At 56.9% G+C, this 22,487-nt stretch carries 14 protein-coding genes; 1 reads left to right on the forward strand and 13 read right to left on the reverse strand.

Features of this window, described 5'->3' with window-relative positions; genetic code table 11:
* Nucleotides 1-18: 18 nt before the first annotated feature.
* The 3 genes from ACJSDX_RS01670 to ACJSDX_RS01680 form a co-directional block, all read right to left on the reverse strand.
* Complete coding sequence (locus tag ACJSDX_RS01670; RefSeq protein WP_407993206.1) at nt 19-4,227, reverse strand: OmpA family protein; 4,209 nt, start codon at nt 4,225-4,227, stop codon at nt 19-21.
* Nucleotides 4,224-9,647 (reverse strand): SdrD B-like domain-containing protein, encoded by a 5,424-nt coding sequence (locus ACJSDX_RS01675; protein ID WP_407993207.1) that lies wholly within the window; start codon nt 9,645-9,647, stop codon nt 4,224-4,226. The genes ACJSDX_RS01670 and ACJSDX_RS01675 overlap by 4 nt, the downstream gene beginning before the upstream one ends.
* 456 nt (nt 9,648-10,103) lie before the next feature.
* Complete coding sequence (locus ACJSDX_RS01680) at nt 10,104-10,859, reverse strand: response regulator transcription factor (RefSeq protein WP_407993208.1); 756 nt, start codon at nt 10,857-10,859, stop codon at nt 10,104-10,106.
* 104 nt (nt 10,860-10,963) lie between these two features.
* Between ACJSDX_RS01680 and ACJSDX_RS01685 the strand changes: the two genes are divergently transcribed.
* On the forward strand, nt 10,964-12,955 hold the full coding sequence (locus ACJSDX_RS01685) for a sensor histidine kinase (protein WP_407993551.1): 1,992 nt from the start codon (nt 10,964-10,966) through the stop codon (nt 12,953-12,955).
* 73 nt (nt 12,956-13,028) lie between these two features.
* Here the strand turns inward: ACJSDX_RS01685 and ACJSDX_RS01690 are convergent, their stop codons facing one another.
* From ACJSDX_RS01690 to ACJSDX_RS01735, 10 genes are all read right to left on the reverse strand, one after another.
* Entirely contained in the window at nt 13,029-13,529 is a 501-nt protein-coding gene (locus tag ACJSDX_RS01690) for an FxDxF family PEP-CTERM protein (protein WP_407993209.1), read from the reverse strand.
* Nucleotides 13,530-13,714: 185 nt separating this feature from the next.
* On the reverse strand, nt 13,715-14,248 hold the full coding sequence (locus ACJSDX_RS01695; RefSeq protein WP_407993210.1) for an FxDxF family PEP-CTERM protein: 534 nt from the start codon (nt 14,246-14,248) through the stop codon (nt 13,715-13,717).
* Nucleotides 14,249-14,450: 202 nt separating this feature from the next.
* A complete protein-coding gene (locus ACJSDX_RS01700) occupies nt 14,451-14,948 on the reverse strand; it encodes an FxDxF family PEP-CTERM protein (protein WP_407993211.1) in 498 nt (165 codons plus the stop codon).
* A 145-nt stretch (nt 14,949-15,093) separates the two neighbouring features.
* On the reverse strand, nt 15,094-16,578 hold the full coding sequence (locus ACJSDX_RS01705) for a choice-of-anchor I family protein (protein WP_407993212.1): 1,485 nt from the start codon (nt 16,576-16,578) through the stop codon (nt 15,094-15,096).
* 213 nt (nt 16,579-16,791) lie between these two features.
* Entirely contained in the window at nt 16,792-17,457 is a 666-nt protein-coding gene (locus tag ACJSDX_RS01710) for a hypothetical protein (RefSeq protein ID WP_287110117.1), read from the reverse strand.
* Complete coding sequence (locus tag ACJSDX_RS01715) at nt 17,457-19,106, reverse strand: putative porin (protein WP_407993213.1); 1,650 nt, start codon at nt 19,104-19,106, stop codon at nt 17,457-17,459. Before ACJSDX_RS01715 ends, ACJSDX_RS01710 begins: the two co-directional genes overlap by 1 nt.
* Nucleotides 19,107-19,220: 114 nt before the next feature.
* Nucleotides 19,221-19,898, reverse strand: coding sequence for an energy transducer TonB (locus ACJSDX_RS01720; protein WP_407993214.1), 678 nt, complete (start codon nt 19,896-19,898; stop codon nt 19,221-19,223).
* Nucleotides 19,899-19,913: 15 nt separating this feature from the next.
* Nucleotides 19,914-20,318, reverse strand: a complete 405-nt coding sequence (locus tag ACJSDX_RS01725) for an ExbD/TolR family protein (RefSeq protein ID WP_407993215.1) — start codon at nt 20,316-20,318, stop codon at nt 19,914-19,916.
* Between the two features lie 3 nt (nt 20,319-20,321).
* Complete coding sequence (locus ACJSDX_RS01730; RefSeq protein WP_287110113.1) at nt 20,322-20,729, reverse strand: ExbD/TolR family protein; 408 nt, start codon at nt 20,727-20,729, stop codon at nt 20,322-20,324.
* A 2-nt stretch (nt 20,730-20,731) separates the two neighbouring features.
* Complete coding sequence (locus tag ACJSDX_RS01735; RefSeq protein WP_407993216.1) at nt 20,732-22,396, reverse strand: DUF2341 domain-containing protein; 1,665 nt, start codon at nt 22,394-22,396, stop codon at nt 20,732-20,734.
* Between the last annotated feature and the right edge of the window lie 91 nt (nt 22,397-22,487).

Below are 22,487 nucleotides of genomic sequence, written 5' to 3' on the forward strand. Positions count from 1 at the left end.
TGCCGCCCTGGTCAGCCCTTACATCGTGCCGATGACGTTGATGAAGAAGCCGCGGCTGCGGTACGAGAGGTTGGTCAGGTCGTCCGAGTAGTTGGTGAAGTTGTAGCCTACGCCTGCCTTGACGCCTTCCGCCATATGCCGGTAGATCGCGACCAATGCGCCGGCGCGCGAGTCCTTGGCCTCGGTTGCACGCAGGTTGCGCAGCTCGAGCACCGCATCCCATTCCTTCACGAAGTGCCAGTCGGCGCGCACGATCATCAGGTCGGCCCGGCTGGAGAACCATTGGCCGTCCACCTTGCTGTCCTTCAGCTCGCCGATGCGGAAAGCGTACTTGGCGCCCAGCGACAGCCACGGCTTGACGTCGTAGATGGTGTCGATGGACAGCACCTGGCTGCGCTGCGCGTAATCCGCAGTGAAGCCGGAAGGCGACAACTGGCCGGGCGACGGCAGGTTGTAGAAGTTGGTGTACTTGAACAAGGTGTTCCAGCGGTCGTTGTCGATCGGCCTGTAAGCAGCCCCCGTCACGATCTCATGGTAGTCGCCATCGTAGAATGCGCCCTGGCTGTTGTTGGAGACCGACCAGTTGAGCTTGCCGAGCAGGCGCCACTCCGGCGTGGCCTGGTGGCCGAAGGTATTGCGGATCAGCCAGGTGTCGCGGTCGCCCGTGGTGTTGCTGCTCTCGTCGCGGTATTCGATATTGCCGCTGTATTTGGTGTTGTCGCGCTTGTAGGCGATGGAGAAGCTCACCGCCTTGCGCTTGAGGTCGCCGGACAACGGATGCGACACCTTGCCCACTTCGCCCTTGACGCCATAGTTCCAGAAATCGTTGGCGGCATAATCCAGGCCGAAGGCGTTGACCAGGCTTTGCACCCCGGAACCGTCCACAGTGCGCGTCTCGCCGAACACGCGCATCTCGTCGGTGACGCGGTATGACGTTCCCGTTACCCAGCTGCCCTGGCGGCCACGCCAAGCGTTGTCCGGGCGCTCGTTCTCGACCAGGTAGTTGGTATAGGCGTTGCTGCGGTCAGACAGGCGGTAATCCGCACCGATCTTCACGCCGGGGCCCAGGTTGCCTTGCGAGCCTTCCGCGATGAGCTTGAGGCGGTCGTTCACGCGCCAGCTCATCCCCATGCCGGCGCGGTTGTTGTCCTCGCGCTCGCCGTCGCGCGCCACCGTGCCCTGGAGGTAGCCATAAGCGCTCCAGTCCTTCTTGGGCAGAGGCTCGCCTTCCTGCACCTCGGCTTCATGGTCGTCTGGCGTGTAATCCATGCGCACCTGCACGTCGGTACGGTTGCCGTTGCGCGACAGCAGGCTGCTGGCGTTGGTGACATGCACGTTCCTGTCGTCCTGCCGCACGGCCACGCCGGCCTGCCATTCGGAGTCCAGCCTCTGCCGCACGCCGACTTCCACCGCCTGGGTGTCTATGGTGTCCGCGCGCCTGATATCGCCCTTGGCATCGACGAAGGTGTTGTCGGCCACCTGCACATTGGCCTTGAAGCCGTGCTGGTCGACCGCTTCGCCGGTAGTGGTGATCTGGCCCGGGCCCGAGAAGCCGCGTTCGCGGTTCTGCACGTAAGCGGTCACTTTACCCCTGGCCTTGTCGGTCACGTCCGCCAGGTCGACTGAGCCTTCGATACGGTAGGCCTTGGCCGGCTCGCCGCTGGTCGTGAGGCTGTTGAATGCGAAACCGCCGTCCAGGGAGGTCTGCGCGCCATCGCCCGCGCCTTCGGAATGGGCAGCCTCCAGCTTGATGAAGGTGCCAGGCGTATAGCGGATGGTGGCGTCCAGGCCGTTGAGCTTCTGCTCCAGCATTCCCTGGCCTTGCTTGAAGCCGGTGATGCCGATCTGCAGGTAGTCGTTCACCCAATGCGAGACGCGCCCGCCGGTGGAGAAATTATCCACCCTGGTCAGGCCCGGCACATACTCGTAGTTAGCCACCAGATAGATTTCGTTGCCGTTGATCGAGGCGGTGCTGATCAGGGTCGAGGCGGCGCCGGTCGAGGTCAGCGCCTCGCGCAGCACCACCCGCCCTTGCAGGTAGTTGATTTCATAATCCTGCGCAGGCGCCAGCAGCTTGCGCTCGATCACCAGGCCGGAATCGCGGTCGCGCACTTCCACCCAGATGCGCTCTGAACCCATGGTGAGGGCCTGATGCCGCAGGTAGTACAGCGAACCGCCGGTGCCGCGGAACTCGTCGCGCGCGCCCAGGGTGCCCGGGTCGGCCGCAAACGCGTCTACCGTCGTCGCCTTCTCGCCGTACTTGGTGGTGCTCTCGGAACGGTACTTGGCGTTCGCGCCATACAGGCCGCGCGAATATTGCAGCAGCTCGGTGCCGCTCCAGCTGGTCTTGAAGTTGCCCCACATCACATGGGAGTCGCCGCGCGCCAGCTTGACGTAGAACTTGCCCTGGGTAGGCGCATCGTCCACCGTCGTGCTGTCGTCGCCATAGACCGGGTAATACAGGTCGGGGTTGATGTTGCGCAGCAGGTAACGCGGGTCCTTGGAAGAAAAATTGGAGAACAGGTGCTCCAACGGCTGTTCGCGCGTATCCGCGGAGGCAGTCAGCAAATACTCACCCTTCACCTTGCCCTTGACGTAGAAGGCGCCGCGACCGTCGATATGGCTGGAACCGTCGTAATGCTGGTTATCGCCGGTCACCAATTGCGCCGGGCCGCGGACATTGTTCTTGCCCGCGGTGATGTCGCCGATCGCGATATAGAACCAGTCGTCGTCGGCAATATTGAGGTTGCGGCGGAAGCTGGTGAACTCGCCATCCGGCTCCACCAGCTTGACCTCCACGCTGTTCGGCCCGGGCGGCATGATCTGCTTGATGGCAAAGCGGCCATTGGCATCCACGGGCACGTTGAGCCCCAGGGTCTCGATACGCTGGCCCGGCTGGATATAACGGCCATTGACGGTCACTGTGCCGCCCTTGACCGGGATATTGCGCAGGCTCAGGCTGTTCTCGCCGTAGCCGATCAATTCCTCCTTGCCCGGCTGCAGGTCGTTCACTAGACGTGGCGTGGCATGCGAGAGTATCTCCAGCGGCTTCATCACGGTTTCATCGAAGCGCCCTTGTTCGTCGTACACGCGCAGCAGGAACATCACCTGGTCGGCGTCATCGACCTTGGCCTGCCACTTGGTCACGCCGTTCCAATCCACCGGCAGCACGGCCAATGGGTTCTCTTGCGGCTGCTGGCCGGGCTTGAACAGGCGGATCTCCGCCTTCTTGATCCACGGCAGGTAGTTGGCCCAGGCGCGGAACTCGGCCTCTTCGCCGCGCACCACGCCATTGGTTGTCTGCCAGACGTTCATCTGCGGCAGGGTGGAAAGATTATCGTAGCGCACCTGGATATCGGCCTTTTCCAGCGCCACGTCGGTGCAGCGCTGCCTATCCGCTTCCAGCGGGCCGTCATCCAGATTGACCGGTTCGCCGTCGATGCTGATACGGAAAGGCGCTCCCGCCCTCGCCACGGACGTGGCTTCGCAAGCGCTGCGCACAGGCGGCGCCACGGCCACCGGTTCCGCCGGGATGATCTCCTGCTCGTCGAACCAGACGCGGATGATCACGCGGCGGTTCTGCGCCATACCTTCAGGCGTGTCGTTGCTCGCGACAGGCTGGCTCTCGCCATAGCCGCTGATGCTGAACTGGCCGTCATCCAACCCGAGCTTCTGTTTGAGGAATGCCGCCACGGAAAGCGAGCGTGCCTCGGACAAGCCCTGATTGTCGCGGAAAATCTTCTTGGCGTTGGGCGACAGGCGTTGGTTGTCGGTATGTCCGGCAATGTCGATGCGCACATTCTTCTTACCCTGCAATTGAGCAGCCAGCTCCTCCAGTTCGGCAACCGAGCTGGCGGTCAAATCGGCCTTGCCGGACTCGAACTGCGCCGCGCCGCTGTTTTCCACCAGCCTTGTCAGCACTTGCGGCTCAGCCTGCGGCACATTGGCCGCTGCGGCCCGCATGCGCTCCAGCGCACTGCTGTTGATGCCGGAAGGCAGCGGATAGCTGGTCGGACCCTGCCGCTCCGCAGGGGAAGGCATGCCATGGAAATCCACGCGGCCATGGTCGATGCGCTTGCCGGTTTCCTGCCCGAAATCAGGCACGGGCATATCGCGCGTCGGCAACATAGCTGCCGCATAGCCCCGGTCGCTGATCAGCAATGATTCCGCATTGGCCCCGCTCATCATCACGCTGATGGCGATAGCAATCGCTCGCTTCTTCATCATGGCTGCACCTCCACTGCTGTCTCGATGATCAGCGGGAAGGCTGCCTCATCCTTATTGTTGGTATGCGTCTCTTTCCAGAGCTTGCGCGCAGCCTTGGCAACGCCATCCAGGCGTTTCTTGGCGAGCTTCTCCCCTCCGCCGCCCGGATCGTAGGCAACCCTCAATACCGAAGGCCGGCCGTCCAGTTGCTTAACCATGTCGGCAAATGCCTCCTGCCATTGCGGTTGCAGGTCGATGCCATCGGGCACGAACGCCTGGTCATTCAGGTCGAGGCGAACCACGCGGTGCACGGTCGCACCGAAGTTCAGCTTCACCATCTTGCCTCGCGTGACACGCACATCGCGCGGATTCTCGGTTGTCACGCGGTAGCCGGAAGGCAGGGTGCGCTCGTCCAGCTTCATGACGAAGTTGGCGCCGCGGTCCATGTTGGGAATGTCCGCGCAGGTAACGTGGAAGCGGCCCTCGGCATCAGTCGTGACCAGCAGGCCACGCGCAGTGACCACACGCGCATTGGGGATGCCCGGCTCGCCCTGGTCCTGGTAGCCGTTGGCGTTCTTGTCGTCGAAGACCTTGCCGATGATGTCGGAGCAATCGAAGGTAGGGTCTGGCGTGACCTTGACCGTGGCGGAGCCGATGTTGGAAACCAGCGTGCTGACCAAGGCGTTCTCCGCCCAGGCCTGGTTGGTATATTCCCCTTCTCCCACACCAGTACCCACAACCAGGATCAACTTGAAGGTTTTGGTTTCGCCGGCACTGAATGTTTGGTTCGCCCAAGCCAGATCGCGGCCATTCACCTCTGGTTCGATACGCACACCGTTCACTGATGCGGAACCGGTGCGGTACTTGAAGCCGGGCGGCAAGCGGTCGGTAATGGTAATGTTGTTGATCGCCACCGAGCTGGTCGCCGTCACGGTGTAGGGCACCAGGTCACCGCGTACGACATTCACCAGAGGTGTCGTCTTGACGATGCGGATGATGCCGCCCATGACAGGGTCCAGCGGGATATGGTTATTGATCACATCGGCCGATTCAGGCCCGATAGTGAAGTTGAAATAGTAACGGGTCATCGCAGCAGCCAGCGCCCCGCTGCCATTGTTAAACGAACCATCACTCGAACTGGTAGAACAAGCTGCAGGGTCATGAGGCCCGACCCCGACTGCAGGGGCAGCATCGTTCTGTTGCATCATGGCGGGGTCGGCACCACCAGCCAACACACTAGCAACATTGAGCGTCGCATTGCATACCGGGATCATGCTGGATGGCTGCGGTATGTAATTCGCAGGATAGCTGGTGATTTCCAGGGTATATACACCGGCAGGCGCACTGGCATTGAGCAGGAACTGGTAAATACCATCCACGCCTGTTGTCTGAGAGACATTGCCTCCGACCAGATCGCTGGCAGGCGTAAATCCTGCAGGGCCGCGGATCGTGACAACGGCGCCAGCCACTGGCAGGCGAGTGACGGCATCGTATACCACCCCGGCAGGATCGATAGGCAAACTGTGCTGGGTGATATTAGGGGTACCGGCAGTCAGGGTAATGTTGCTCAACCCGCCATCCAGGTTACTGGCGCCAGCCGGATTCGCCGGGCTGACCTGTCCATTGACATACGACAATCCTTGCTCGTTGGGACGCGCATGACCCGCCAGCTGCCCATTGGGATTCAGGAAGCGGACCTGATAGCCGGAGCCCAGCGGCAGGTTGGTAAAGCTGTAGGCTCCATTGGTATCCGTCCTGGCTGTGGCAACGCGTACGCCATCGCGCCATAGCTCCACATCCCAGTTGGCCTGCGGACGGTCAGTGGCATCTGGGCTAACACTATTGAATACGCGGTCGTGATTGCCATCCAGCCAAACATGGCCGCTGATGCTGCCCAGCGTGCCGGCAGGCACTTCGCCAAAGTTGTACCCAGTACCGGATTGGTTGGTCAGTACCACCGTGAAACTGTCAGTGCCCGCGGGCAAAACTATGCCTGGCGAGATACCTGACTGCGTGCCCAGGCTGCCAACCTGATCCTTGCCGTCGGTGTAGCCGGCAGGTTGCGTTTGCACAATCGTGTACCCGGCGTCATTCGAAGGCGGCAAGCCTGCGAAGGTATAGCTTCCATCCGGTGCTGTCTGGATGGTGCGGCTGACAGGCGTGCCATCAGAGGATGTGCCCGTGAGGGTAATGGTGACGCCGCCGATCCCAACCTCGCCCGCGCCCAGCAAGCCGTCGTCGTTGACATCTACATATACCCGGCCTGAAACGGACAGGTTATTGACGGGAATATCGTTGCGGACGGTCGTGGTTTCGGTTTCGCTATTATTGAGCAGGTTGCGGTCCGTCTCGTTGGCTCTGACGGTCACCTTGCTCGGGTGCACATCGCCGCTGGACTCCGGCTCGGTCAACATCCGTACCGACAGGTAGCGGCGCAGATCAACGCCGCTGACCAGCTTGGCGTCCTCGCCGACATACGTACAGGTAATCAGCAGGGTCGCAGGCCCAGTCACGGTTTGGCCGACATTGTTGCAAATACTGCCTGAGGGAGCGCCGGCTACCGGACTGTCGCCGAGGAAGCGCAGGGTTTTGCCGGTTTTCGGCGTCAGCTCATAAGTGAACTGGACGCCAGTCGCCAGGGAAGGCCCGTTGTTATGCAGCCTGACGGCATAGATCACGTCGTTCTGCGGATTGTCGCCATTGTTGCTGGCGTCATAGCCAAGAGGGTCGACGTTGTCGCTGATCTCGACCAGCATATCGATATCGGCCGCCGCTACGGTCACCGTAGCGCTCTTGCTGTTATTGCCACCGTCCGTACCGTCGACATTCTCGGCGGTCGTTGTGGTAATGCTGGCCGTATTGCTGATGCTCCAGGTGTCGCCCGCACCCTGGCCGCTCTTCCAATTGGGCCTCACCAACACCGTGACCGTGCGCTGCTCCCCGTTATTGAGCTGCCCGCCCTGACATGTCAAGGTTGCGGACGAACCTGCCCCATAGCTTTGGCCGACCACCAGGCCGCTACAGTTGGGAGTGCCGCTTGTCCAGTTCACCGGGTTGATCGCCAACACAGTAAACCCGGGATCGTTCGGCCCAACCACAAAATTGTCGCTTACTGTCACGTTCTGCGCAGGCGAAGGACCATTGTTGCGGAAGGTCAATACATAGCTGACGTCAGTGCCAGCTTGCGGCGTTGCCGGCGTCGGGATCTTGGACACCATCTCGACATCGGCAATCGGGTCTATCGTGCCGCTGACCGAGGCGGAATTATTGGCAGTGTTGAGATCGCCCTGGCTCGAGGAGGAAACCGTTGCCGTATTGGTATAGGCGCCAGCCTGTAGCGGGCGGCCCACTGGAATGGTAAAGGTCGCGATATCTCCAGCCCTGAGCTTGGTGCCTGCGGCTTGGGTACATTGCAATACCGAGGTTTCGACGATCGCACAGCTGAAGGTCGCATCTCCCCCGCCAGCATTGTTCACGCTGGGGATGCTGCTCATGGCAGGCAGCACTGTACCTGACAGCCAGCGCGGCAGCGGGTCCCTGACCACCACATTTTCAGCATCCACTGTCGCCGTATTGTTGCGCACCACCAAGGTATAGGTCATGGTGGATTCGTTCGACTCAAGACGCTCATTAACGCCACCTGGAGTCGCTACCGCCTTGGTGATGGAGAGGTCTATCGAATTCGATTCCTGGGTGACAGCGGCGGTGGAGCTAGTGGTCTTGACCGGATACCAGCACTTGGCACCAACACTACATGCCACTTCCGCATTGTTGGTCGCATCATAGGCAACGCCCTTGACCTTGGATCGCGTCACAATCGTCAGGGGATTGCTCGTCGCGCCACTACCGCTGGTCGCCAGCGCCTGGCTATAGGTACAGGTGACCGTCGATACCGCAGAGTCCAGGTTGTTGCCGCTGGTCACATTGTCGCAAGTCCAACCAGTGCCCGAGTAGCTGACAAACTCTTCATCGGCCAGGTTAATGGTATCGGTAACCTGCACCGTACCCGGATTGGCGGCGGCCACAGGGGTTGGTCCCTGGTTGGTCACGCGCAGCACACTGTTGATGAGTTGTCCCTCGGCCACCGGATTGGGGTTGCGCGTCTTGCTGATGGAAAGCCCGGCGCCATCTGGCCCCACTTGCAACGGCAATACGGACTGATTATTGGCAGGGATAGGATCGTCAGGATTACCTGCGTTATGCGCGATTCCAGCCGTCAGGTCGTAAGAGGTGATTTGAGTCGTGGCTTCCGGCGCCCTCACCCTAATTTCAATCGGGTCATTGCGCCCTGCCGCAAAATTATCGGGGTTATTGCATGTGATGGTGATACCCGTTGCAGAAGAACCTGACGTAGTACACGCTTGCCAGTTGGGGCCGGTCGGTATGGCAGATACGTAATCAAATCCTGCAGGCAGTGTATAAGTGACCGTGACGCCATTGGTAGCGTCGCTTGGCCCGTTATTCGTGGCCGCCAGGTTGAAAGTGACCTCCTGTTCGGAGACCGCGACTGATATCGGCGAAGTCTGGGTAATCTGCAGATCCGCACCTGCGCTGATTGCAACTGGAGGCGCTGCAGGCAACTGGTTGTTATTGACGTCGGGATCATCGAGCGAGGAACTGATACGCGGCGTAATGATGACATTGCCGGAAGTCACATCTATCACCTTCGTGACCAATGCCAACCCGGCAAAGCTGCCGCTGGCAGGAATTGCCGACACCCTGGTGCAGGTAACCTCCTGGCCGCTTGCGCTACAGTTAAAATCACCGCCGCTGCCTGATACAAACTGGAGAGAATCAGGCAAGGTGACCACAATGCGCGGGTTGCTCGCATCACTTGGGCCATTATTCCCGCCCGCAAGGCTCCAGGTGATATTTCCCCCGCCTACAACAGGATTGGGCGAGCCGGTCACGCTGCTAAGATAAATATCAGCACCATCATTGACCGTTGTATTCCGTGATAGCGCATTGTTTGCGCCGGTATTGGGGCTTTCATTGGTGGCAGATACACTCGCGCCTATCGTGATGGTTGCTGGCGTTGCCGCGCCTGCTTCCACGATCAACTGGGCCGTTACGCTACTCTGCGCTGCCAGGGTGGCCAGCGTGCAAAGTGCAAAAGCACCGCCTGCGTCGACAGAACAAACCGCAGGATCGCCTCCCAGGCTTGCCCGTGGATTGGTTGTTCCTGCAGGAATATCGATCCGCACCTGCACACCAGTTGCAGCCTCGCTACCATCATTATTGACCGTGATCGAATACGTCACATCTCCGCCCCGGATCGCCGGATTGGGAGAATTCGTCATGGTGGGGATCAAGACATCCACATTTGCCAGCGCAGGCAATGCCATCATACCCAACACAGCAAACAGCACCCGCTGTGCAATCGCCTTGCGGTCTTCCCCTATTGTTCTAACAAGCCCGCCCAGCCAACGACAAACTGTCATGGCATACGGCGTGCTGTTTATACGTCTTTGATTGTTGTTGCTCTGCACAGATTTCTCCCAGACACTATCTGTTGTTTGCAGACGCCGTGAGTGACGCCTTTTATAGCGGGGAGAATTTATCCCTAATTAAATTAGGGATCATTGACATTTACTCACAACAACTCACAAAAGCTCATGAGCTGTTTCAGTAAATAAATCAGCTGGTAATGGCAGGAATCCATGCCTGATGCGGCATTTAAAAGATCAAGAAAAGACTGACAGGATGTGAGGATAAATTGTCAACAATAGACAATTGGCCAGGATGGACTATTCCGGCAAGGCCGGAAGCAGGGCGAAGGAAGTGTTTAAGAGCGGCCAACAAAACTCAGCGCAGCGATCCTGGCTAGGCGCTGCCGCAGACGTACAAGCAGTACGGCAAGGCAGGGCAACGACGCAATGAGGGTTTTGTGAGTCGCGCTAAGTCAGGATGCAGTCCGCAGTAAAGGAAAAACCGAACCCAGGCAGGGCCTTGATCGGCAACAGCTCGCCCGTGATGGCCTTGCCCTTGCGGCGCAGGCGCGAAATCATGACCTCGACGCGGTGAAAATCGAAATCGTCGACACTCCCACCAAAGGCATGGACGATGTGCGCCCTTGGCACCGGCTGGCCGCACTTCTCCACCAGGCGGCTTAAAAACGTATATTCCTTGGGAGTCAACGGAATGGAAATGTCTTCGGGCGAGATCAGGGTCCAGTGGGTTTTGCATAGCTTCCAGCTTGGCGCTGTTTGCACGGCGGGCAATGGCTGTGGCTGCTTTCTGCGCTCGACCCGCATCGACTCCAGGCGCCGCGCCAGCGAGCACAACACGGAAGCCAGCTCCTTCAAGTCGACAGGCTTGACCATGTACGCATCAGCGCCGTCATTCAGCCCCTGCACGCGGTCATCCAAGGCTCCCCGCGCTGTCAACATCACAATCCCCATTTTGTTCGAGCTGCGCAGGTGCTTGAGAACGGACAAGCCATCCTCGCCCGGCAGGCCGATATCAAGGATCGCGATATCGTAGGGCTTCGTGATCAGTTCGCGGTAAAGCGCCGCGGCATCCACCACGCCTGTCGTCTCGATGCCGAGCGAGCGCAAGCCCAACACTGTCTCTTCGCGGAGGTCCTGATCATCCTCCACGATAATCACGCGCAAATGACTAGAGTTATTCAATTCCGTATAGAATCCGTTCATTATTTATTGCATAACTGCGGTAGTTTACTATTTTGCTCAATCGGTTATTACGTTTTTTTGCCATCGTCCTATTGCTTTTGCCGCTCCATGCGCATGCGCTGCAAGTGCCGCATTCGCTGCAAAAAGGCATCGAGCTGGACAAAATAGGCGCCGTCTCCTACCTGCGCGATGCATCCGGCAATGCGACGCTGCAGGACATCATCGCCCAAGACAAGGCGGGCGCCTTCGCGCCTTTGCCTCCAGGCTGGAATGCGGGATACACCACGGATACCATCTGGCTGAAATTCACGCTGGATTTTCCAGACGCCATCAACAATAAATACTGGCTCGAAATATCCCCGGCAACGCTCGACGACGTCACGCTATACATGCCGCAGCCGGATCACCGCTATGCCAGCATGCAAATGGGCGACCACCATCCGGTGAGCGCCAGATTTATCCGGCACCGCAACTTCATCTTCCCGATATTCCCTGATGCTGACAGCCCTGAGCAAACCTATTACGTACGGCTAACATCCACCAGCTCCCTGACCTTTCATGCCACACTGTGGCAACCGCATATATTCATCAGCGAACACAGCAGGCCAGATAGCCTGACCGGCGCATATTACGGCGTCCGCTTGTTCCTGGCGCTCCTTGCCTTCATTTTTTGGCTATGGCTACGACACGGCATCTTCATGCTGTACGCACTGTACCAGTGCATTACCTGCACGGCGCAGGCCTTTCTTTCCGGCTCCGCGCAAATAGCACTGCCAATGGAGCCTGTCACCGCCGATGCCCTGCAAAAATCCATGAATTTCCTGTTCATGGCCTCGGTACTGATTTTTTATACCGCCCTATTCCAGATCAAACAGCACCTGCCTTTGCTCTTCCGTTTCATACAAGGCATGATCGTTCTGGAGCTGTTGATTTTCATCGGCGTCAGCACCCGCCTGTTGCCCTTCAGCGGCGTCATGACCAACATACTGCCGCTCATCAACACTTGCATTCTGGCTTATGGCAGCCTGTGGCTGCTATACCGCCGACACTTTGACCGCTTGCTCTACATCTCCGCGTTCTGGATAGGATCCGGCACATATATCCTGGTCATACTGCAAAACCTGGGACTGGAACTGGGTCCGCCGACGACATCCATGGACATATCCATCGCCTGGTCCCTGCTGTCGCTCATACTGGTAACCCTCGGCATGGTCAATATAGCAAAAAGAGAAGCCGAAAAGAAACTGCAAGCGAAAGAACTTGCCTTGGAGCTATCGCAGGAAAGCGAGAGGCAACTTGACCAGCGCGTGCAGGAAAGAACCACGCAGCTGGCCCTCGCCAACGCGAAATTAAACGAGGAAGTCAAAGAGCGCCAAACACTGCAGGTAAAGCTGGAAAACTCCCTAGAACAACAAAAAGAACTTATGCAAGCCCAGCGGGAGTTCTTTGCGATGGCATCCCACGAATTCCGCACTCCGCTCGCCATCATTGATACCACCTCGCAAAGGCTGTCGTTACTACAATCCCACCCCGATCTTGATACCAGCACCATGCTTACTCCGGCATTACGTAAAATCCGGCGTGCAACACAGCGCATGAGCCGTATCATCGACAACTTCCTGAGCATGGACAGGCTTGAAGGCGTGCATGTCAATCAAAGCTTCAGCCAAAAACCACTCGATTTATGTCAAGTGGTACAGACAACAATCGAGCATTACCGGGACTTCAGCGATCGCAACATCATTATGGAATCGGGCGCCACGCCGGCCGACATCTCAGGCGACCAGTACTTGATCAACCTGGTCATTTCTAACCTCATTGATAATGCGTTGAAATACTCGCCGGCAGGCACCGACATCATCGCCCGTGTATTTCATGGACAGCATTTTTGCCATGTCGAAATCCAGGATTTTGGACCTGGCATCGCACCAGAACGGCAAGAAAGTATTTTTGAAAAATACGTCAGAATCGAAGGCAACATGACCATACACGGCACCGGCCTGGGCCTGCATGTTGCAAGAAGGATTGCAGAAAACCATGGCGGACAATTAATTGTGCGTAGCGAACTTGGCCAAGGCACCTGTTTCCGCCTTACCTTGCCACGCCATCCTGAGTGAAAAGCTGGCTGCCTCGAGCACATAAAAAAACGGCGCTCACCGAGCGCCGTTTGTACTTCAGTATAAAACCAAATTACAGCTTGGTATTGCGACGACGAGCCACTGCACCCAGCGCAGCAAAACCGATCATCAGCATGGCAACGCTGCTTGGTTCTGGCACGGCAGCAATATTGATCGCGCCGCTGTAGATGCCGCCAGATACACCGCTGCTAGTACCAGCAACTGTGATGTAGTAGTCGCCAGCAGCCAGGCTGCTGAATGTGAACTCGCCACCAGCAACGGCACCAGCCAACCAAGCGTCAGTAGAACTATACAGATTGAAAGTCAGGTTGCTGAAATCCAGCACACTGACGCCACCGTTAGATAATGGCAATTGGCTCAAAGAGAAAATGCCGCTGCTAACATCAGCAAGACTGAAAGTGTAGTTAGTGCTGAAAGTAGTATCAGCAGCCACAGTACCGGTATACGTATTGATACCCGCATTGAGTTCGCCAAGATCTACTACATCAGCATAAGAACTAGAGGCTGCAACTAAGAACGCTGCAGGAACCAGTACGCTTTTGAGAATATTCATACAAACTCCTTTTTCTGATTAATGTCGATGATATTCCCCCCACTGCGAATTATACATCAAGAACTCAAATTTCAAAGAATTTATAGTTATTCCCATATAAGCGATATAGCTGATTTATAAAATAAAAACGGCGCCATCGGCGCCGTTTTTATTTTTCAGATTTATTAAAAAATCTGATACAGAAATTACAGAGTCTTGCGACGGCGAGCAACAGCACCCAGCGCAGCAAAACCGATCAGCAACATGGCAACGCTGCTTGGTTCTGGTACTGGAGTGATGGCGAAGGTATAAGCACCACCAGCGATACCACTTGCATCACCAGCGACTTGAATGAAGTAATCACCAGCGCTCAAACCGTTAAGAGTAAACTCAACAGTATCTGCAGTTACGATTGGAGTCACCCTCAGCAATACTCCATCTGTAATATCCGATGAAAATTCACCAGAAAAAACATTGAATGTAATCGAAGAGAAATCCCAAATTGTTGCAGGACCATGAGTAAGAACCAACTTGCTAACAGAGAAATCAGCAGCTGTCGAATCCAACTCAAACTTGAAGATATGATCAAAAGTAGCACCAGAACCAACAGTTACTGGAAGCTCTGTGAATGTGAGGTCAGTAATCAGACCAAAATCGCCCTTTACTTCAGGAGCAGCATTAGCACTGGAAGCCGCAACTATGAGCGCTACGGAAGCCAGAAAAGCCTTGATGAACTTCATGGTAAATCCCCTATAAATGGTTATGAGAGAAAACTTATTGTTCTACAACGTAGGCAAATTATAACAAGCCAGTTTTTTTTGTCTTGAGTCCGAACGGACTAATCCGGGAAATTTCTTGGAATAAGCTTATACAAATTAAAGGATATAAAAAAATAAAAACGGCACCTTACGGTGCCGTTCTCAGCATTCATCGAATGATGAATTACAGGCTCTTGCGACGACGTGCTACAGCGCCAAGAGCGGCAAAACCGACCAGCAACAGGGCGACGCTGCTTGGTTCTGGCACAGCAGCGATGGAAACGCCTACGCCATAGCGGCCAGCATCTTCATTGATACCGGATGCGAAACCACTGATTTGCAATACATATGTGCCTGCAGAAAGCGATGGAACTGTGAAATTGAGGCCGGAATCAATCACATTATTTTCAATATCGAGAAGAGAGAATGCCAAGCTGTCGATGAATTCGAACTGCTTCTTGCCGACGACGACGTTCAATACGCCAGCGCCGAAATCAGCCACGACATCTTCGCTGATTGTGAAAGTAATGGTGTCGGTGAAATTGCCCGCAGCAACGGTATATACCTGATAAGGATCGGCGTCGTCTACGCTCAACACGCCCCAATCGTACGATGCTGCATTTGCACTGGAAGCCATAGCTATGAGCGCTACGGAAGCCAGGAAAGTCTTGATGAACTTCATGGAAAATCCCCTAAAAATGGAAATGAAAGACAACCGCTATTTATTACTTTGGAACTAGGTTCATTATAAATGAGCCCATGCTGGCAAGCACTGGGTTTCAGTGCTTTTGGATTAGTCCGTTAGGACTAATCCATACTGATTATCATTACAGCTTGAATTTTTCACGGCGGCGGCGGTAGCTGACAAAGCCCATCAATATGAAGCCGGCCAGCAGCATGGCATATGTTGACGGCTCCGGGACGGCGGCAATAGCGAGGCGATAGAGCGACGTGGTTGCGGTCCCTTCATTTGCAATCGAAAGGTAGTATTGGCCATCGTGGAAGTAACCCTTCATGCCTTCAGGCGCCACATCGCCATCGGTGACGATCATGTCGATATAGCTGACGTTGAGGGGGTCGGTGATGTCATATACCGCAACGGCTGATTGGAGCGTACGCTCCAGCCCGATGAACGCAATGGTGCGGCCGTTGATTTCAAGCAGTTCGACGCCTTCAGGCTCGACACCTTTGTCATCGCTGCGGCCATCATCGTAAATGCCCAGCTCGATTGCCTTGGCATCCAGTTGGTTGCCGCTATCGAAAACCAGGTTGCCGTACTGGTCGCGAATGGAAAAGGAACGCGCACCGAATGTGACGACATCATCCGACGTCGTATCTGGAACGGAAATATTCAGACGGTTGGCATCGCCATTTCCTCCCAGGCGCTGTTTATCCGCCTCGTCTTCACGGGTATCCCCCTCGTTGGCCAGCACGATGAAAGTCTGCCCGTTGGCCTCGTAAGCTGCGATGCCGTCAGGCTGGTATAGGCCACGCGCATTGACTGGACGCAGCTCGATACGCCCATCACGGTCGGATGGATCGATATAGTTGCCCGGCGCACTGAAATCCTTGGCACCCAGACCAATGACCTGCTCGGCCTGATTGGTATTGAGGTTGATCACGCCCAAGCCATTGGCCTCCTGCAGTGAAACAAATGCCTTGGTGCCATCACGGCTCACCGCAATATACTCCGGCTCATAATCCATGCCGGCAATGGATTGGGGACGCAAGTCACTGCCCGATACCGGCGCATTGTTGAAGTTGACGGTTGCCGCGACCGTACGTGACCCCATATCAATGATGCTGACGCTGCCGACGGGGTCATAGCCTGCATAGTCGGTGGGAGTACCTTCGTTTGCAACCAGGAGCCGGTTGCCGTCCGGGCTGAATGTCAGCATATCGGGCAAAGCGCCGACTGCGATGGAATTGACGCCAGTACTCAATGTGCGTGTCGTGGTATCAAATAACTTAACGACGCCTGACTGGGTACGGTCGGTGGTGTTTTCGATAGCAAAGGCCGCAATGCCGTTGTGAATCGCCACACTATTGATACTGCCGTATATGCTGGTGTTGATGTGCTGGATCAGGCTGCCGCTGCCCGCATCGAGCACATCCACGCCTGAGACGCCAGCAACCCACAGCGAGTTGGTCAGTGAGTCGAAAGCAACGATTTCGGAAGATTGACCAGCGACGCCGGTGCTTGCATGGTCGTAGGTCCAGAGCTTTTCCAGCGCATTCAATGGACTGGCTGCGTTGACGGCAACTGGCAACAATGCCAGCGCAATGGCGGCAGATATCATGCTTTTTTTCATTTTTGATTCCCTGTCATCGGCTTGAGTCACACGCTGCTAAGCAGCTCCCATTGCCAAGTATTCTAGGAGCGCAATATGACAATTCGATGTGCCGCCATAGGCCAATCGGACAATAAACAAAATAGTGCCGATATCAATACTGTCAAAAACACCGGACAAAAAAATCCCGGCCTCAGGCCGGGGCAATGCGCTTAGCTCAATCACCGGGCAAAACTAGGGCGCGATATCGCCCGCGCCCAGCCGGGCTTCGTCTATCTTATCCTTGTAGTCCTGCAGGATATTCTCCAGCTCGACGCGCTTTAGCTGGGTAAAGGGCTCGTCGCGCATGACTTTCTGGTACAGGCTGGGCTTTTCATAAATCTTGATCAACTGCAGGCCGAAGTCATAGAGCCTGTCGTTCTTCTCCCTGCTGGCATTCAACTGCTGCTGCTTTTTCACGATCACGGCCTGCATATTGCCGCGCTCGGCCTCTCCCTTGCGTATGGCATCCTGCGCATTGGCAAGCTGCTGCTGAACTTCCTCGAGCTTGGCCTGCAAGGCCTGGTTGCTCGCCTGGGTATCCGCCTTTTCCTTGCGCAACGCCTCGATCTCGGCATTCAAAACGGCGTTGCGGCGGCTGACGCTGGCAACGCTGCTCTTCAACTCATTGCTCTTGGCCTGCTCAGCCTCCGCCTCCTGTTTGAGCTTGGCCTTTTCCTGCTCGAACTGGCTCTGCAATTGCTCTTTTTCCGCCTGCACCTGTTGCATCATCTGGCGCATGCGGCGCTCTTGCTGCTTGGCGGCTTTGTCCTTGTCAGCCGCTGGCCATGCCAGCGGCGCGGCTGCCGCCAGGATTGCCGCTATCAGCCATACTGCCAATATTCTCGCTGGCTTCATCATCAGAACCTGGCAGTGAGGTCAAGCTGGAACAGGTCGATCCGCAACGGCAATACCCCGCTCACTTCCTGCGTGCTCAGCCAACGCGCTGTCAGCCAGGTATTTTTGTCCAGGCCGTACAGCCCGCCGAGAATAAAGCCCTTGGCATTGGTTCCCCCGAGGTGGAAGTCGGAATCGGTGAAGGCATCCATCACGGAATCGGCCTCCAGCTTCTTGTAGGCCCCGAACACCTGCCAATCGTGGCGTTTCTGCATTTCAGGCATGCCAACGGTCAGCTTGAGTTGGTAAGCCTGGTTTTCCTTTTCATACAGCACATGGGTGCGACGCAGGATTTCGCGCTGGTCGAAACCAATATTCACGGCGTAATCGCCCTGCAGGATGACATGCACGGGATCGAAGGTTGCCAGATCGAGCTGGGCCGTCAGGTTGACCACACGAAACTTGGAGGCCAGGCCGCAACCTGCGTCGGTATATAGACCAGTGGATGGCGACACTTCGCCGCAGGTATTGAATAATGTCAAATTACCTGCGCCATCATAAGACCCCGCGCCACCCTTGTAGATTTCAAAGGTATTGTTGCCCTTCTGCCGGTAAGGCATCACCGTTCCGTCATAACGCCGGTCAAAACCGTCCTGGTTATTCGGGATGCCATGCACATTCTTGAAATCATAAAACGCCAGCCCGATCTTGGCAGACGACTTGTTGGGGCTGATCCATTCGATACCGGCCTGGGCGCCCGCGATCCATTTATCCTTGGCCTTGTTGACATCGCCTTTCTGCACCTGGTCGATCGGGAAGGCGCCTATGGTGCCGAAGCCTCTCACGCTATCCCCGAACTTCGGCATGAAGGTCGCCGCCACGCCGTCGAACGCCAGCGAGCGGTCCCACACCATATCCGTGGAGAAGAAAGGGTTGGCAAAACGCCCTGCGCTTACCGTGAGCCACTCGTAAGGCTTTGCCGTCACGAAGACCCGATCCAGCCCCCAATCCAGCTTGGCCTGCCTGATTTCTATGGACTGATTCGGCGAAAGCGGATTATCCATATGTCCAGTCGTCATGCGGATGCCTGCCGTGATGGAATCGCTGATCCTGGCATTGACGCCGAACCGCGCCCTGACCCGGTAACGGTTCTGGTCTTCAGTAGTGTTGGGTATCAGCGCCTGACGGGACACATCGCCGGCAAACCAGAACTCCTGCGCATTGCCGTCAGAGAACCTGGCAGGTTCGTAGCGCAGGCGCACATCACCTTCGAACGATAGGCGGTCCAACCAGCCTGGCAATTTCAGCCGTTCTTCTTCCACATGGTAGTTGAGCTTGGCCATCACATCTTTCTCGATGTCGGCCCGCAATTGCTGCTTGACGAATTCCGGCACGTACTGGACGCGGACGACATTGCTGTCGCCTTGCGCCGCAGCTGGGGTGGCCTGCGTTTCCTCGGCTCCGGCAGTCGAAACGGGCGCCTGCCTGGCTTCTTCCGCCTTCCTGATCAAAGCATCCGCCTTTTCCTTGGAGAGTATGCCTTCCTGCACCAACGCCTCGATCAAGCCGACCGTGGTGCTACGCAACTGCTCCAGCGACTCGCGCTCGCCCGCCCCGGCAGACGATGCGAACACGCCTGCCATCGCCAGCGCCAGTATCGCGGGTTTCATCATTCTTGGTTTATTCATCATCCGTTCTCTAGTCTTCATCCGGCCCGTCTATCAGGCCCATGCATATCCAAACCGGCCAATCGCCGCCAACAACATCTTTCGCCGCATTCAGGACGCTCAGCCGCCCATGCTCTTGGCGGTGATCCGCAATTTCACCGGCTGCGGCATATCTTCCGGCGGCGGTTCGGGAATGCGTTTTACCGAGCGCAACGCCTGCCGCAGCAATTCGTCCTTCTTCTGGTCTCCGCTGCCGTTCACCAGCTCGACTCTTTCCACCTGCCCATCCTTGGCCAGCCATAACTCGACCACGATCTTGTATTGCTCCTTCGCCAACTCCTTTTGCTCCGCGATCGCCGCCTCGATGCTGGCCTTGATCTTGCCGGTGTACCAGGCATAGGCCGCCAGGCTCTTGTTGCCACCGATTTTCACGCCCACGTCGCCGCCGCTATACTCGTTGGTGACCTTGCCTGCACCGAACGCGCTGGGCGCATCGCCCGCGTCCCCCTCCATCTTGAGGTTCTGCGGCTCGGGCGGCGCTTCAACCGGCTTGGGCTGCTCCACCTTGATTTCCTTCGGTTCTTCCTTGGGCTGCTCTTTCGGTGGCTCCTTGGGAGGTGGCGGCGGAGGCGGTGGCGTATCCGGCATGATCTTGATCGTCGTCACCGGCGGCTTTTTCGGGCCGGGCTTGCTTGAGATCAGGCTGTAGATGCCATAACCAAGCACTGCCAACAGCATGATCACCAACCCGGCGCCGCCAAACCGTTTCCACGCCGGAACAGTTTGTTCTTGCTGCATTTGCTCTACCGCCATTCAGGTGCCTATCCTTGAAGTCACCAAGCCGACGTTTTCAATCTCCAGCCTCGTCACCAAGTCCACCACGGCAATGATCCCGGCATAAGGCGCACGCGCATCGCCCTTGATCATCACGGAGAATTTCGGGTCGCGCGCCTTGGCCGATTTGAGCTGGCTTTCCAACTCGGCAATACTGATACCCATGCCATTCATGAGCATGGCGCCGCCCTCTTGCACCTGCACGATCTTGACTTCGTGCTGCTCCGTGCTCGGCTTGTTGGAAGGCTTGGGTAAATTCATGGTGAGGCCCTGCACCGAGGCAGTGGTCATGAGGATGAAAATCACCAGCAGCACATAGGCGAGGTCGAGCATCGGCGTGATATTGATGGAGTCATAAGGCTTGCTGTCGTCTTGCACTTGCATGGCTTATCCTCCTGCTTTCTTCGTTACCAGGCCCACCTCGGTAATGCCCAGCTTCTTGCATATTTCCAGCACGGCAGACACTTTTTCATAGTGCGCGGCGGCATCGCCCTTCAGCACCACGGGCAAGTCGGGATTGTTGGCCTTGTATTCGCCGAGTCGCTGCTCCAACGATGCCAAATCGACCGGATAAGCATCCAGGTAAACATCACCCTCACTGGTAATGGTGATGCCGCGGATATCCGGCTTGGCAAGGTTGCCGGTCTCGCTCGTGAGTGGGATGTCCACCTTGACGCCCTGTACCGATGCCGTGGTCATGATGATGAAGATCACCAGCAGCACATAGGCGAGGTCGAGCATCGGCGTGATGTTGATCTCGTCATACGGCTGGTTGTCTTCCTTGATGTCCGCCATGCCTACTTCCCGTAGAGTTCAGCGACGCGGGTGACGTACTCATCGACGAATATCTGCATGTCGGTGTTGATGTTCTTGATGCGGCTGGAGAGGTAGTTGTAGCCGAACAAGGCGGGAATCGCGACGGCAAGGCCCGCCACGGTCGCCATCAGGGCGGCGGCGATGCCCGGCGCAATCGCGTTGACGTTCACGTCGCCCGCCGCCGCAATTTCGGCAAAGGTGATCATGACGCCGATCACGGTCCCCAGCAGACCGAGGAACGGGCCGCCGGAAATCGCGATCGTCAGCAGCACGATATTGGCATTCAGGCTCTTGTTCTCGCGGATCAAATCGGCATCGATCGCCGCCTTGATCGCATCCATGGAAGCGCCGCTGAGCGCCAGCGAGCCGTCCTCGGCATAACGCTTGCGGATTTCACGCAAGCCGGCCATATACAGCCTGGCTAATGTGGAGTCCGTGGTATTGGCGCCTTGGTCGAGCTGCAGCAACTGCGCATTGCTGGCATCGTTGAAACGTTGCAGGAACTCGCGGTTGGCCTTGTCGTTGCGGGCGACCTGCCTTGCCTTGGCCGCCATCACGGCAACGCTGATGGCAAACATGACGGTCAGGATGATGATGACCACCCATGCGTCCACGGTCAGGCTGTGGAACAACACCATGAAGTGCGAACTGCTGCCCTCTTCCCCGTCACCCTCATCGGCAGCATGCACCTTGATCAACTGCCCATCCATGCTTTGACCAGCAGCTGCCATCTTGACCCAGGCAGCGCTACGCGCTGCACTCGCAAGCACGACTTCATCCAGCTCGCCCTGATAGCCAGCGCCTACTTGCACCGTATCCTGCACATCAGCCAGGGCAACATCACCGCTCGCAACTTCCACGCCATCTAGGTAAATAGCCGCCTTGCCAGCACCTGCCGTCACCGCCACATGCTGCCAACTGCCTGCCTTGACCTCACCGCCTGCAATGCTCGCACCGGCACTGCGGAACTTCAGTCTGCCGCCTGCAATTTCCAGTGCCGCATTGCCTTGCTGATAGAGCATGCCATCCAGCGTCGCAGGTTTCACCCAGGCGCTGAAACTGAAACCACGCGCATCGCTGAGCGCAAGGGTCGAATCCGCCGCCAATGCCAATGGCTCACCCGTCAACACAGCCGCCTCGCCGATCAACGCAGCCTTCTGCACCGTGGCATTGCCACTTGCCACCAGGCCGCGCTTGCTGTCTTGCAACAAGGACTGCTCGGCAAAGTGGAACACTGCCGCCGTGGCATCGTCAAAACTGCCCTGGCTATCGGAAGCGGACGTTGCAGATTCATTGCCGGAGTAAAGCCAGAAATGCGCATTCTTGTCTGCCGGATCAACCTTGGGCAGCAATACCCAGATCACGGCAAGCTCATTAATTGAATCGAACTTCTCGATGTGGAACTTGAGTTCGGTCTTGTCGTCCGAGGCAATGACGCGCAGATCGGAGCCATCTAGGCTGGCGGAAGAGAAATCGAAATTGCCGGAATGCAAACGCAACAACACCGGCACGTTGGTTTCCGCAGCCGGAATGCCAGCAGCATTCACCGATACCTTAGCGCGGCTGTCCCATGCCTCGTTCCAGACTGCATGCGCCAGGCTAGGCAGCATGAACAGCAACAGCAGAAAACCACACTTTCTCAACATCGAACCGCGCTCCAGGACAAAGCGCGTAATATAGATGTCACATGTGACACATCAGTGACCCATATGTGAAATTGTCGAGTCATAAAAATGT

The organism is Methylobacillus draconifructus (genome assembly GCF_045984355.1).
Classification (GTDB): Bacteria; Pseudomonadota; Gammaproteobacteria; order Burkholderiales; family Methylophilaceae; genus Methylobacillus; species Methylobacillus flagellatus_A.